The organism is Streptomyces sp. NPDC060031 (genome assembly GCF_042736805.1).
GTDB lineage: Bacteria > Actinomycetota > Actinomycetes > Streptomycetales > Streptomycetaceae > Streptomyces.
In genome coordinates this window covers 9882-23395 of the sequence record NZ_JBHWVM010000074.1, presented here as the reverse complement: position 1 = coordinate 23395, position 13514 = coordinate 9882, and the positions used below count along the sequence as shown (strand labels likewise).

At 72.2% G+C, this 13514-nt stretch carries 13 protein-coding genes; 4 read left to right on the top strand and 9 right to left on the bottom strand.

Annotated elements, in window-relative coordinates; all coding sequences use genetic code 11:
* The first annotated feature begins 192 nt into the window (after nucleotides 1-192).
* From ACFWB8_RS27360 to ACFWB8_RS27345, 4 genes are all read left to right on the top strand, one after another.
* The gene (locus tag ACFWB8_RS27360) at nucleotides 193-1098 is read left to right on the top strand and encodes a 5'-3' exonuclease H3TH domain-containing protein (RefSeq protein ID WP_385232558.1); all 906 of its coding nucleotides are present in this window, start codon (nucleotides 193-195) and stop codon (nucleotides 1096-1098) included.
* A 49-nt stretch (nucleotides 1099-1147) separates the two neighbouring features.
* The gene (locus tag ACFWB8_RS27355; protein ID WP_385232512.1) at nucleotides 1148-1987 is read left to right on the top strand and encodes a siderophore-interacting protein; all 840 of its coding nucleotides are present in this window, start codon (nucleotides 1148-1150) and stop codon (nucleotides 1985-1987) included.
* Nucleotides 1988-2216: 229 nt separating this feature from the next.
* Nucleotides 2217-3758 carry a serine hydrolase gene (locus ACFWB8_RS27350; protein ID WP_385232509.1) on the top strand — a complete coding sequence of 514 codons (1542 nt, stop codon included), beginning with the start codon at nucleotides 2217-2219 and terminating at the stop codon, nucleotides 3756-3758.
* 18 nt (nucleotides 3759-3776) lie between these two features.
* Nucleotides 3777-4745, top strand: coding sequence for an RluA family pseudouridine synthase (locus tag ACFWB8_RS27345; protein ID WP_385232506.1), 969 nt, complete (start codon nucleotides 3777-3779; stop codon nucleotides 4743-4745).
* Here ACFWB8_RS27345 and ACFWB8_RS27340 read toward each other — a convergent pair.
* The 9 genes from ACFWB8_RS27340 to ACFWB8_RS27300 all read right to left on the bottom strand — a co-directional run bounded on the left by ACFWB8_RS27340 (nucleotide 4730) and on the right by ACFWB8_RS27300 (nucleotide 13326).
* Nucleotides 4730-5395 (bottom strand): TetR/AcrR family transcriptional regulator, encoded by a 666-nt coding sequence (locus tag ACFWB8_RS27340; RefSeq protein ID WP_385232503.1) that lies wholly within the window; start codon nucleotides 5393-5395, stop codon nucleotides 4730-4732. The two genes, ACFWB8_RS27345 and ACFWB8_RS27340, sit on opposite strands and share 16 nt — an antisense overlap.
* Before the next feature lie 90 nt (nucleotides 5396-5485).
* Nucleotides 5486-8338 (bottom strand): DEAD/DEAH box helicase, encoded by a 2853-nt coding sequence (locus tag ACFWB8_RS27335; protein WP_385232500.1) that lies wholly within the window; start codon nucleotides 8336-8338, stop codon nucleotides 5486-5488.
* Between the two features lie 58 nt (nucleotides 8339-8396).
* Nucleotides 8397-9275: a diacylglycerol kinase gene (locus ACFWB8_RS27330; RefSeq protein WP_385232555.1), complete on the bottom strand. Its 879-nt coding sequence runs from the start codon at nucleotides 9273-9275 to the stop codon at nucleotides 8397-8399.
* Between the two features lie 51 nt (nucleotides 9276-9326).
* On the bottom strand, nucleotides 9327-10283 hold the full coding sequence (tatC, locus tag ACFWB8_RS27325) for a twin-arginine translocase subunit TatC (RefSeq protein ID WP_385232497.1): 957 nt from the start codon (nucleotides 10281-10283) through the stop codon (nucleotides 9327-9329).
* Nucleotides 10284-10327: 44 nt separating this feature from the next.
* Entirely contained in the window at nucleotides 10328-10627 is a 300-nt protein-coding gene (gene tatA / locus ACFWB8_RS27320) for a Sec-independent protein translocase subunit TatA (protein WP_385232493.1), read from the bottom strand.
* A 175-nt stretch (nucleotides 10628-10802) separates the two neighbouring features.
* Nucleotides 10803-11024 carry a hypothetical protein gene (locus tag ACFWB8_RS27315; protein ID WP_385232490.1) on the bottom strand — a complete coding sequence of 74 codons (222 nt, stop codon included), beginning with the start codon at nucleotides 11022-11024 and terminating at the stop codon, nucleotides 10803-10805.
* A 26-nt stretch (nucleotides 11025-11050) separates the two neighbouring features.
* Nucleotides 11051-11326, bottom strand: a complete 276-nt coding sequence (locus ACFWB8_RS27310; RefSeq protein WP_385232487.1) for a hypothetical protein — start codon at nucleotides 11324-11326, stop codon at nucleotides 11051-11053.
* A gap of 15 nt (nucleotides 11327-11341) precedes the next feature.
* Entirely contained in the window at nucleotides 11342-12310 is a 969-nt protein-coding gene (locus tag ACFWB8_RS27305; protein ID WP_385232484.1) for a helix-turn-helix transcriptional regulator, read from the bottom strand.
* A gap of 59 nt (nucleotides 12311-12369) precedes the next feature.
* Complete coding sequence (locus tag ACFWB8_RS27300) at nucleotides 12370-13326, bottom strand: helix-turn-helix transcriptional regulator (protein ID WP_385232481.1); 957 nt, start codon at nucleotides 13324-13326, stop codon at nucleotides 12370-12372.
* Nucleotides 13327-13514 lie beyond the last annotated feature (188 nt).

Below are 13514 nucleotides of genomic sequence, written 5' to 3'. Positions count from 1 at the left end.
CCTGTCGTTCATGTCGGGGCTGCCCTCCCCTTGTCCGTCGCACATGGGTGTGCTGTAAGCACCTTACGCAGCAACCGCCCCCGGTTTCGCGCGCACGAGGTGACCCGCCCACCGCGCATCGAGCGTTTTCCCGGCGGCCCTGGGTTCGGCGGGTGCGGCATCATCGTGGTCGTGACGACGACACGACGCCTGATGCTCCTGGACACCGCCTCCCTCTACTACCGCGCGTACTTCGGTGTGCCGGACTCCGTGAAGGCCCCCGACGGCACTCCGGTCAACGCCGTGCGCGGGCTGCTGGACTTCATCGGGCGCCTGGTGCAGGACCACCGGCCGGACGATCTGGTGGCGTGCATGGACGCGGACTGGCGGCCGCACTGGCGGGTCGAGCTGATCCCCTCGTACAAGGCCCACCGGGTCGCCGAGGAGACCGCCACCGGCCCGGACGTGGAGGAGACCCCGGACACCCTGGCCCCGCAGGTGCCGATCATCGAGGCGGCCCTGGACGCGTTCGGCATCGCCCGGGTGGGGGTCGCCGGGTACGAGGCGGACGACGTGATCGGCACGCTCACCGCCCGCGCCACCGGCCCGGTGGACATCGTCACGGGCGACCGGGACCTCTACCAGCTGGTGGACGACGCCAAGGCGCGGCGCGTGCTCTACCCGCTGAAGGGGGTCGGCACCCTGCAGATGACGGACGAGGCGTGGCTGCGCGAGAAGTACGGGGTGGACGGCCCCGGCTACGCGGACCTGGCGCTGCTGCGCGGCGACCCCAGCGACGGACTGCCGGGCGTGCCGGGCATCGGCGAGAAGACGGCGGCCAAGCTCCTCGACGCGTACGGCACCCTGGCCGGGATCCTCGCCGCGATCGACGACCCGAAGTCGAAGCTGACCCCCACCCAGCGCAAGCGGCTGGACGAGTCCCGGCCGTATCTGGCGGTGGCCCCGAAGGTGGTCCAGGTCGCCTCGGACGTCCCGCTGCCGGACTTCGACGCGGCCCTGCCCGCGGCCCCGGCGCAGCCGGAACTGGTGGACGCTCTTGCGCGCCGGTGGGGTCTGACCGGAGCCGTGTCACGCCTGAGCAGCGCACTGCGCCCATGAGGTGATAACTTAGGTAAACCTAAGTTTCTGGGGAGTCAGGGGAGACGCCGTGGCAGAAGGACGCGCCCGCACAGTCGGCACCGCAGTCGTCGTGCGCACCGAGCGGTTGACGCCGCACATGGTGCGGATCGTCCTGGGCGGTGAGGGGCTGGCCGGGTTCGGCGCCGGCGAGTTCACCGACCACTACGTCAAGCTGCTCTTCGCCGCCGACGGCGTCCGCTACGCCGAACCCTGGGACCTGGATCAGATCCGCTCGGCGCACCCGCGCGAGGAGTGGCCGCGCCAGCGGGCGTACACCGTGCGCTGCTGGGACCCGGCCCACCGGGAGCTGACCCTGGACTTCGTCGTGCACGGGGACGAGGGCCTGGCCGGTCCCTGGGCGGCCCGCGTCCAGCCGGGTGAAGTCGTACGCTTCCTCGGCCCGGGCGGGGGCTACGCCCCGGAGCCGAAGGCCGGCTGGCACCTCTTGGTCGGCGACGAGAGCGCCCTGCCGGCGATCGGCGCGGCGATGGAGCGGATGCCGGTCGGGGCCCAGGTGCACGCCTTCGTGGAGATCGAGGGCCCGGAGGACGAGCAGAAGATCGCCACCCCGTGCGGCATCGTCCCGGTCTGGATCCACCGCGGCGCCCGCCCGATCGGCGAGGCCCTGGTGGAGGCCGTGACCTCCCTGCGGTTCCCCTCCGCGGACGTCCACGCCTTCGTCCACGGCGAGGCGGGCTTCGTGAAGGAGCTCCGCCGCCACCTGCGCATGGAGCGCGGCATCCCCCGCGAGCGCCTGTCCATCTCGGGCTACTGGCGCCTGGGCGAGACGGACGAGGGCTGGCGCGCGATCAAGCGCGACTGGAACGCCGCAGTGGAAGCCGAACAGGAACACCGCGCAGCCGCCTGACCCCACCCCTCCGCGACCGCCGGGAAATCCACCGCGGCCGTGCACAACCAGCGCCGGGCAATCCACCGCGGCCGGGCATCCACTGCCGCCGGGCAAAATCCAGCCCCGCCGGCGTTTGAGGCGCGGGGTCCGGGGCGGAGCCCCAGGGGCCCGGGCGCAGCCCGGGGCTTGCGCCGCACCACCCGGGACGGAACGCGCGCGTTCGCCCGTCCGGCAGGACAATGACCCCATGCGCACGGTCCGCGTCATCGGCTCGGCCGGCGCCGCCGTCATACTGGCCGCGGCGACGGCAACGGCAACGGCCGCCCCCAGCCCTCCCCCCGCCCCACAGCCCCGGATCACCGACGCCCAGGTCAACACGGCAGTGACCCGCATCGACGCGACCGTCACCGACATGATGACCCGCACCGGCGTCCCCGGCGTCTCGGTCGCGGTCGTCCACGACGGCAAGGTGGTCTACCTCAAGGGCTTCGGACTGCGCCGCACCGGCGAGAGCGCCAAGGTCGACCCCGACACCGTCTTCCAGATCGCCTCGCTCTCCAAGCCGGTCTCCTCCACGGTCGTGGCCGGCGCCCTGACCACCCCCGACGAGTGGGACCGCCACACCGCGCTGCCGGGCTTCGCCCTGAAGGACCCGTGGGTCACCGACCACGTCGCGACCGCCGACCTGTTCTCCCACCGCAGCGGCCTGCCCGACCACGCCGGCGACCTCCTGGAGGACCTCGGCTACGACCAGTCGTACATCCTCGACCACCTGCGCCTGGAGCCCCTCTCCCCGTTCCGCGCGAGCTACGCCTACACCAACTTCGGCTTCACCGCCGCCGCCGAGGCCATCGCCAGGGCCAAGGGCACGAGCTGGCAGAAGCTCAGCGAGGACACCCTCTTCAAGCCCGCCGGCATGACCCGTACGAGCACCCGGTTCTCCGCCTTCGAGCAGGCCGCCGACCACGCCGCCACCCACGTCAAGAACCCTGACGGCACGTGGAGCCCCCGCTTCGTCCGCGATCCCGACGCGCAGGCACCGGCCGGCGGTGTCAGTTCCACCGCCCGCGACCTGTCCCGCTGGATGCGGCTCCAGCTCGGCGGCGGCTCCCTCGACGGGAAGCAGATCGTCCCGGCCGACACCCTGGCCCGTACGCACCTGCCCGAGATCGTCTCGCAGCCGCCCACCGGAGCCGGCGGCCACCCCACCTTCTACGGGCTCGGCTGGAACGTCTCGTACGACGACGCCGGCCGGCTGCGCCTGAGCCACTCCGGGGCCTTCCAGCTCGGCGCCAACACCAACGTCACGATGCTCCCGCTGGAACGGCTCGGCATCGTCGTGCTGACCAACGGCGCCCCGGTCGGCCTCGCCGACGCGGTGGCCCTGGACTTCTTCGACACGGCCGAGCACGGCAAGCCGGGCACCGACTGGCTGGCCCTGGCCGGCGCCGCCTACGCGCAGATGGAGACCGCGGGCCGCTCCCCCACCGACTACGCGCATCCGCCGTCGGGCGCGAAACCGGCCCAGGACGACTCGGCGTACACGGGGACCTACGACAACCCCTACTACGGCAAACTCACGGTGACGGCGGGCCCCGACGGCGCGCTCACCCTCGCCCTCGGCCCGAAGCCGATGCGCTTCCCGCTCACCCACTACGACGGGAACACCTTCAGCTACGAGACCTCCGGCGAGAACGCGGTGGGCCGCACCGGGGTGTTCTTCTCCGACGGCACGGTCCGCGTGGAGTACCTGGACGCCAACCACCTGGGCACCTTCACCCAGGAGTAGCCGCATAGCCTGGTCCCGATGAAACGCCACAAGCGGGCCCCCGACTCGCCCCTCCCCCAGATCGCCGGCATCGACCCCGTCCGCCTGCGGCTCCCCGGCGACCCGCAGGGGACCTGGCCCGATCTCGGCACCTGGCTCACCGCGCGCTACGCGGGCACCCGCGGCGCCGAGTCCATGGCCCACCTGCTGGCCACGGGCCGGGTGCTCGGGGCGGGCGGCCGGGTGCTGAGCGCGCGGGACCCGTACGAGCCGGGCTCCTACCTGTTCTTCCACCGGGACATGCCGCCCGAGCCGCGCGTGCCGTTCCCGATCCGTGTCGTCCACCGCGACGGGCACCTGCTCGTGGTGGACAAGCCGCACTTCCTGGCCACCACCCCGCGCGGCAGCCACGTGTTCCAGACGGCCCTGGCGCGGCTGCGCGAGGAGTTGGACCTGCCCGAGCTCAGCCCGGCGCACCGGCTGGACCGGCTGACCGCCGGACTGGTGATGTTCAGCATCCGCCCCGAGGACCGCGGCGCGTACCAGACGCTGTTCCAGGAGCGGCGGATCCGCAAGGAGTACGAGGCGCTCGCGCCCCTGGATCCGGGGCTCGACCTGCCGCGTACGGTGCGCAGCCACATCGAGAAGCTCCGCGGGGTCATCGCCGCGGCGGAGGTCCCGGACGCGGAGCCGAATGCCGAGAGCGTGGTGGAACTCGTCGAGTCCCGGGGCGGCTTGGGGCGCTACCGGCTGACCCCGCACACCGGACGCACCCACCAGCTGCGCGTGCACATGAACAGTCTGGGCCTGCCGATCCTCGGCGACCCGGTGTATCCGCAGGTCACCGATCCGGCACCGGACGACTACCGGCGCCCGCTGCAACTGCTGGCCAAGGTGCTGGAGTTCACCGATCCCGTCACCGGGGCGGCGCACCGTCTCGAGAGCGGCCGCACCCTGCAGGCGTGGCACGACCCGGACGCCTGGGAGGCCGGTCAGGCGGAAGACTGAGGCCGGCCCACGCCCGCGATCCGCAGCGCCGCGTCGGCGGTGGCCTCCGCGAAGGCGGCCACCGGTCGCGCCGGATCGGCGCGGTGGATCAGCATGACGCCCTCGATGAGCCCGAAGACGAGGTCGTTGCGCAGCGCCAACCCGGCCCTGTCTCCCGACAGTTCGGCCCCGACGGCGGTGCTGTCGAGCAACGTGCGGTAGGCATCCTTGAGTTCGAGGCGCATCCGGCGGAACCGGGTGAACCGCGAGCCGCCCACCTCGGGCAGGAGGTAGAGCGCGCCCAGGTTGTACGGACCCCCGCACAGCAGCAGCACATCGGAACGGCACAGCTCCCAGAGCCGCTCGTCCGCGGGGCGGTCCGCGTCGGCCAGCAGCCGGCGGGCCAGCACCAGCGAGGGGGCGACCGTGGACTCCAGGATTTCGGCGAGGAGTTCCTCCTTGCCGCCGAAGTAGTGGTACATCGTGGCCTGGCGCATCCCGGCTCGCTCGGCCACCGCCCGCGTGGTGGTGGCCGCGTACCCCTGGACGGTGAACAACTCGGCCGCCGCACAGAGGAGTTCCTCGCGCGGCGGCCGGCCGCTGTCCGGCCTCAGCTGATCGGCGCGCGGCCGACCGACCCGTCTCGCACCCTCTCCCGCTCCGCCACTCATGTGCCGATCGTCGCACAGCGCACGCCGAATCGATCATGGCAAGAGATGAGATCCGGCCGTCCCGGCCTTCAGAGGAAGCCCCAAAAACTCCTAGCCGACCGAGCTGTAGGCCACTACGCCCCGAAGGAGCGCGTCCACGGCCTTACGGGCATTTCGCGCCACCGTGCTGCCGCCCTCCGAGGACGGCGGAGCGGAGGACGACGGCGCCGCCGCGGCCACCTGCCCCAGCACGTCGATGACCTGCTTGCACCAGCGCACGAAGTCACCGGCCGGCATCTCCGCCTCGCGCAGCACCTCGTCCAGGCTCTTGTCGGAGGCCCACTGGTACGCCGCCCACGCGAAGCCGAGGTCCGGCTCGCGCTGGCCCACGCCCTCCGCCTGGTTGATGCGGTGCTCCTCCTCCAGCGCGTCGAGCCGGCCCCAGATGCGGACCATCTCGCCGAGCGCCGCCTTTGCCGCGCCGCCCGGAACCTTCGGCGCGACCGCGTCGTCCGACTGGCGCGCCTCAAAGACCAGCGCCGAGACGCAGGCGGCCAGTTCGGCCGGGCTCAAGCCCTCCCAGACCCCGGCGCGCAGGCATTCCGACGCCAGCAGGTCGAGCTCGCCGTACAGCCGCGCCAGGCGCCGGCCGTGCTCGGTGACCTCGTCCTCGCGCAGGTAGTCCAGCTCGGTCAGCAGCGCGTGGATCCGGTCGAAGGTGCGGGCGATGGTGTTCGTCCGGCCCTCGATGCGCCGCTCCAGCTGCTGCGTGTCGCGCTGCAGGCGGTGGTAGCGCTCCGCCCAGCGGGCGTGGTCCTCGCGCTCGTCGCAGCCGTGGCAGGGGTGCGCCCGCAGTGCGGCGCGCAGCCGGGTGATCTCGCGGTCGTCGGCCGCCGCGGCCCGGCCCCGCTTGTGCCGGTCGGGCGCGACGTGCCCGGCCTTGGCGCGCAGTTGGGAGGCCAGGTCCCGACGGGACTGCGGCGAACGGGCGTTGAAGGTCTTGGGGACCCGCATCCGGTCGATGGCCTCGACCGGGACCGGGAAGTCGATCGCGGCGAGCCGCTTGACCTGCCGCTCGACGGTGAGCACCAGCGGGCGCGGGCCCTCGGTGTACTCGTGCCCGCGGTGCCCGTTGGACCGCCCGGCCGGCACGCCCGGGTCCAGGACCAGGGCGAGCCCGGCGAACTTGCCCGTCGGGACGTGGATGATGTCGCCCGGCTTGAGCTTCTCCAGCGAACCGGCCGCCTGGGCCCGCCGCTGCGCCGCGCCCTGCTTGGCCAGGTCGGTCTCGCGGTCCTTGAGGTCGCGGCGCAGCTGCGCGTACTCCTCGAAGTCGCCGAGGTGGCAGGTCATGCCCTCCCGGTAGCCCTCCAGGCCCTCCTCGTTGCGCTGCACCTGCCGCGAGATCCCGACCACCGAGCGGTCGGCCTGGAACTGGGCGAAGGAGGTCTCCAGCAGCTCGCGCGAGCGGTGCCGCCCGAACTGCTGCACGAGGTTGACGGCCATGTTGTACGAGGGCTTGAAGCTGGAGCGCAGCGGATAGGTACGGGTACCCGCGAGCCCGGCGAGCGCCGCCGGGTCCATGCCGCGCTGCCACAGCACGACCGCGTGTCCCTCGACGTCGATGCCGCGCCGCCCGGCCCGGCCGGTGAGCTGCGTGTACTCGCCGGGGGTGATGTCGGCGTGCTGCTCGCCGTTCCACTTGACCAGCTTCTCCAGGATCACCGTGCGCGCGGGCATGTTGATGCCCAGCGCCAGGGTCTCGGTGGCGAAGACGGCCTTCACGAGGCCGCGTACGAACAGCTCCTCGACGACCTCCTTGAAGGTGGGCAGCATGCCCGCGTGGTGCGCGGCGATGCCCCGCTCCAGCCCTTCGAGCCACTCGTAGTAGCCCAGGACGTGCAGGTCCTCGGTGGGGATGGAGGCGGTCCGCTCCTCGACGATCTCACGGACCTTCAGCCGGGCGGAGTCGTCATTGAGCCGCAGGCCCGCGAACAGGCACTGCTGGACGGCGGCCTCGCAGCCGGCCCGGCTGAAGATGAAGTTGATGGCGGGCAGCAGCCCGTCGTTGTCGAGGCGGGCGATGACCTCGGGACGGCCCGGGGTCCAGATCCGGCTGCGGGAGCGCCGCTCGCGCTCGCGGTCGGCCTCGCGGACCATCTTGCCGCGCCGCCGGTCCTTCGGGTTGTAGGTGCGGCTGTTCTCCTCGCGCGCCATGCGCAGCAGGTCGGGGTTGACCTCCCGGCGGGCGGAGCCTCGGCCGCCGTGGTCGGACTCCTCCTCGAAGAGGTCGTAGATCCGCCGGCCCGCCATGACGTGCTGCCACAGCGGTACGGGCCGCTCCTCGGAGACGATCACCGCGGTGTCGCCGCGCACGGTGTCCAGCCAGTCGCCGAACTCCTCGGCGTTGGACACGGTGGCGGACAGCGAGACCAGGGTCACCGACGCGGGGAGGTGAATGATGACTTCCTCCCAGACGGCTCCGCGGAACCGGTCGGAGAGGTAGTGCACCTCGTCCATCACGACGTAGCCCAGACCGCGCAGCGACTGCGAGCCCGCGTACAGCATGTTGCGGAGCACCTCGGTGGTCATCACGACCACGGGCGCCTCGGAGTTGACGCTGTTGTCGCCCGTCAGCAGGCCCACCTTGTCGGCGCCGTAGCGCTTGACGAGGTCCGCGTACTTCTGGTTCGACAGGGCCTTGATGGGCGTGGTGTAGAAGCACTTGCGGCCCTGTTCGAGGGCGAGGTGCACGGCGAACTCGCCGACGATCGTCTTGCCCGAGCCGGTCGGGGCGGCCACCAGCACGCCCTTGTCGGCCTCCAGTGCCTTGCAGGCCTCGACCTGATAGGGGTCCAGGTCGAATTCGTACAGCTCGCGGAAGGGGGCCAGGGCGGTGGCCTCTTCGGCGGCGCGGATCCGGGCAGCGGCGTACCGCTCGGCGGGGGAGAGTTCTTCGGTCATCTTGGTATCGAGCCTACCCGTCACCCCTGACAACAGTCGCGATCATTTAAGTGGGCGGCTACGTCAGCAGCCGGACCGCTGCGGGTACGCACTCGGCGGTGACCGGCAGCGGCCCGAGCGGTTCGCCGTCCGCGTAGGCGGTGATCCCGGCGGCCTCCAGGGTCACCTTCGCCGCGCGGTACACGCTCACCTTCGGGTGGCCGAGGTGGGTCCCCTTGTAGACCCGCGGGAACACCTTGAGGAGGGTGGCGCGGCTGCAGTCGCCGACGACCGTGACGTCGAAGAGTCCGTCGTCGGGGACGGCGTCGGCGCAGATGCGCATCCCGCCGCCGTAGGAGGACCCGTTGCCGACGGCCACCAGCGTGGCCTCGGTCTCGATGACCGGGCCGCCGTCCAGGGTGATCCGGTACGGGAAGGGCTTGAAGGCGGCCAGCTCCGCGACCATCGCGAGGTCGTACTTGAAGCGGCCCGCCGGCAGCCGCATCCGGTTGCCGCGGTCGTTGACCCGCGAGTCGAAGCCGGAGCACAGCACGGTCCCGTACCACTTCCCGGCCGCGCGTCCCAGGTCGACCTCCCGGATCCGGCTCTCCTTGAGGGCCTCGGCGGCGAGCCGGCCAGCCAGCGCGGGGTCCCGTACGGGCAGGCCCAGCGAGCGGGCGAAGTCGTTGCCGGTGCCCACCGCGACCACTCCCAGCGGCACCAGCGTCCCGGCCAGCGCCTGCAGCGCGAGGGAGACCATGCCGTCGCCGCCGACCGCGATCACCGCGCCCGTGCCCTCGCGGACGGCGACGCGCAGCCGGGCCAGCGCGTCCTCGGCGTCGGCGCCGACGACCGTCCGTACCGCGAAGCCCGCGGACCGCAGAGCGGAAGCGGCCGGCTGCGCGGCGTGCGCGCCCCGGCCGCGTCCCGCGGTGGGATTGACGAAGAGGGTGATCAGGGGGTACCTCCCGGCGGTGGCTGGGGGAGCTCACCCACCGGAATGTACCTGTCAGGTCGCGTCGTCGTAACCGTTGATCCGGTGCCGGCCCCCGTCGGCCTGCTCGGGCAGGGCGCTCGGCGCCGGGACCGTCTCGACCTCGCCCAGGGCGGCCGGGGTGAGGTCCAGCGGGGAGGCCTCGTCGTCGTCGAGGTCCGCGTCGGGGTTGTTGTTCTTGCGCCTGCGGTCGTTGAGGAGGCAGACCCCCAGCGCGATGAAGTACAGCGCCACGATCGGGGAGGCCAGCGTCAGCATGGTGACCGGGTCGCCGGTGGGCGTCGCGAAGGCGGCGAAGATGGTGATGCCGAGGACCATGGCGCGCCACCAGCTGCCGAGGCGCTTGGCGCTCAGGACGCCGGTGAAGTTCAGCAGCACCAGCATCAGCGGCAGCTCGAAGGCGATGCCGAAGACCACGACCATGCGGGTGACCAGGTCGAGGTAGTCGTCGACCGGCAGCAGGTTCTTGACGTGGTCGGGTGTGAAGCCGAGGAGGATCTCCGCCGTCTGGGGCAGGATCTTGTACGCGAGCACGGCGCCGGTCAGGAACAGCGGCGCGCCGACCGCCACGAAGCTCAGCGCGTACTTCTTCTCGTTCTTGTGCAGGCCGGGGGCGGCGAACGCCCACAGCTGGTAGAGCCAGACCGGGGCGGAGAGCACGATGCCGGCGGAGAGGCCGACCTTCAGCGCGATGGAGAACGGCGCGGTCAGGCCGCTGGTGGTCATCTCGGCGCAGGGCGAGCCGTTGCGCTGGACCGTCGCACCGCCCGCACATCCGACGGAGCTGAGCATGGGCTCCAGCAGGAAGTCGATGATCGGCCGGTAGTAGACGGCCGCGACGATGGTGACCACGAGGATCGCCAGGACCGACTTCAGCAGACGGTTTCTCAGCTCACGCAGGTGCTCGACAAGTGGCATCCGCCCTTCGGCGTCCTTGTCCGCTTTACCCTGCTTCCGGGCAGACTTGAGCAACCCACGTCCCTTGTCTCGTTGCAGATGACCGGTGTGTCCGGTGATCAGCCCTGCGTGGTGTGGTTCGGCTCGCTGACCGGGCGGGCGCTGGTGACGTCACCGGGCGCGGCCTGGATGGTGCGCGGGGCGACGACCGGCGGCTGCGGCGCGGCGTCGGCGACCGGGGGCGCGACGACGACGTCGTCCGCCTCGCCGTCCTTCTTCATCGCCTTGGCCTCGCTCTTGAGGATGCGGGCCGACTTGCCGAGGGAGCGGGCCATGTCGGGAAGCTTCTTGGCGCCGAACAGCAGCACGATGACAGCGATGATCAGAAGGAGTTCAAGGGGCTTCATATTGCCGATCATGTGTGTCTTCCTTCTCACCGAAACGGCTGGTTGTGGTGGCCGGGCGACCCGGATGCGAAAGATCCGGCGGCCGCTCTGACATGGATCGTAACCCCCGGGGGTTAACGCCAGGCAATCCCCCGGGGTATCCCCGCTTGCGCGGCGATCCGACAGTACGACTGTTGCCCCGCCATTGCTACGGCCGTGCGGCCCTGCCCGTGCGCGCCAGGTCCCCCGCCGCCTGCTCCAGGTCGCCCGCCGCCCGCTCCAGGTCACCCGAGGCGTCCGCGATCCGGCGGCTGGCGTCCGCGACCTGGCCCGACAGCCGCCGTACCTCCACGAACACCCGCACGGCGAGGACGGAGAGGACGGCGAGCCCGAGGAAGCCCAGGGCAATTGCGAGCATCGGCCACAGCATGGGACGAGCCTAGGCCACCGGCCGCCTCAGATGCTGCGCAGGGTGCTCACACCGCCGCCGGTCAGCAGTTCCACGATGCGCTCCCCGGCCGGTTTGCGTACGGAGGCACCGCATTCGGGGCAGGTGAAGGAGTAGAAGGTGGTGCGCCGGCTGCCGCCGATGGCCAGGCGCAGGGCGCTCGCGTCCAGCTCGAAGCGGGCACGGCAGTCGGGGCAGGCCGCCTTGAAGGCGACCGGCGCCCCGGATGCCCCGGATGCCCCGGATGTCCCGGGCGTTCCCGGTGTCCCTGACGTTGGCGACATCGCTCGGCGCTCCCCTCAGCCCTGTTCCCCGTACCCCGCCAGTGCTTCCCGCGCCGCCTGCCGCGCGCTGTCCGCCAGCTCCACCGGCGCCACGATCCGTCCCTCACGCCCCAGCCGCAGCGCGAGCCGGCGCAGCGAGGCCGGATCCGGGCTGCGCAGGGTGATGCGCAGCCCGCCGTCCGCGAGCTCCTCGGCGCTGTCGTGCGGGTAGTACTCCGCCACCCAGCGCCCGCCGGGCCCCACCTCGACCACGACCTCCGGGTCCTCGGCGGCCGGCTGCACCAGCCCCTCGGACAGGTCGCGCGGCTCGATGGCGGGCGGTTCGGCCCGCTCGTCGAGCAGCCGGATCTCGGCGACCCGGTCGAGCCGGAAGGTGCGCCGCGCCTCCGAGAGGTGGCACCAGCCCTCCATGTACGTGTGCCCCACCGCGAAGAGCCGGATCGGATCGACCGTGCGCTCGGTGAGCTCGTCGCGCGCGGGAGAGTAGTAGCGCAGCCACAGCCGCCGCCGCTCGGAGATGGCCCGGTCCACGTCGGCGAAGACCCCGCCCTCGGACTCGAAGGTCACCGACAGCCGGGTACTGGCCCCGGCCACCTCGCCGGCCGCGGCCTCCAGCTTCGCGGTGGCCCGCAGCAGCGCGTCCCGGTCGCTCTCGCGCAGGCCGGGCAGCGTGGCCACGGCGCGCGCGGCGACCAGCAGCGCGGTCGCCTCGTCGGCGGCCAGCCGCAGCGGCTCGGCGGTGGACTCCCCCGAGGCATCGGGATTGCGCCACCAGATGCGCTCCCCGTCGGTGTCGATGTCGAGCAGGTCCCCGCCGCGGAAGCTGGTCCCGCACATGGGCAGCACGTCGAGGTCCGAGATCAGCTCGTCCTCGGTGATCCCGAAGGCGCGGGCGACGTCGGCGACGTGCGCGCCGGGGCGCTCGCGCAGGTACGTCACCAGGGACAGCATCCGGCGCGTCTGATCGATGGCGTTGGCAGCCATGCTGGTACGTCTCCCCCTCAGGGCGTTGCTACTGATGTTCCGGGCTGCTGGTGACCGGGTCAGCCCTTGGCGACCGCGCGGAGCCGGTCCACCACGTCGGCCCGCAGGTCTGCGGGCTCCAGCACCACGACATCGGGGCCGAACTCCACGAGCCAGGCGTCCAGCCCGTGCCCGTACGGGATCTCCAGCTCGTCCCAGCCGTCGCCGCCCTCGCGCACCGCGGTGGCCTTCGCCCGCAGCGGGTAGCCCGCGCCGGCCCGCAGCCGGATGACCGCGGAGCGGTCGGCCATCTCCCCCGCCCAGCTCGCCACGGTCTCCCGCACGGTCACCACGTCCGGGACCTCCGCGGTGTACTTGGCCGCGCGGGAGCGGACCTTGCCGGTGATCCGGGACAGCCGGAACACGCGCTCCGCCCCCCGGTCGCGGTCGTATCCGGCCAGGTACCAGTGGCCCCGCCAGCACTCCAGCGCCCACGGCTCGACCTGGCGCGCCTCGGGCCGGGCGGCGGTGGACTTGCGGTAGTCGAAGACCACCGGCCGACGGTCCCGGCAGGCCAGCATCAACGGCTCGAAGGCCGCCTCGTGGACCGGGATGCGCGGCTCGATGGCGCTGTGCTGGCCCTCGTACGGGTCGCCGGCCTCGGGCATCCCGCCCGCGCGCAGCTTCTGCAGGGCGCCGCTGGCCGCACCGGCGAGCCGGGCCTGCTGCCAGACCTTGGCCGCCAGCCCCAGGGCGGCGGCCTCCTCGGCGTCCAGGGACACCGGCGGCAGCCGGTTGCTGTCACGGCGGGCCAGGTAGCCGGTCTCGCCGTCCAGGTTCTCCACCGTCTCGATGACCAGGCCGAGCTCGCGCAGATCGTCCTTGTCCCGCTCGAACATGCGGTTGAAGGACTCGTCGTTGCCGGCTTCCATGTAGGCCTCGATGGAGCCGCGCAGTTCACGCTTGCTCAGCGGCCGGCGGGTCCCCAGCAGACACAGCGCCAGATTCATCAGCCGCTCGGCCTTGGCAATCGCCATCGACGCCTGTCCCCCGTTCTCGACGTACACACTCGTGACCGTTGACCGTACCGCCCCGGCGGTCTCCGGCAAAAGCGAGGGGCCCCCGCCGGACGGCGGGGGGGCCCCCAAAATTAACGGGTTTGGGGTAGACCCCACCAACCACCCGGGGCACAACAAAAAGAACGGGGAGCCCCCCGGGGGAGCCC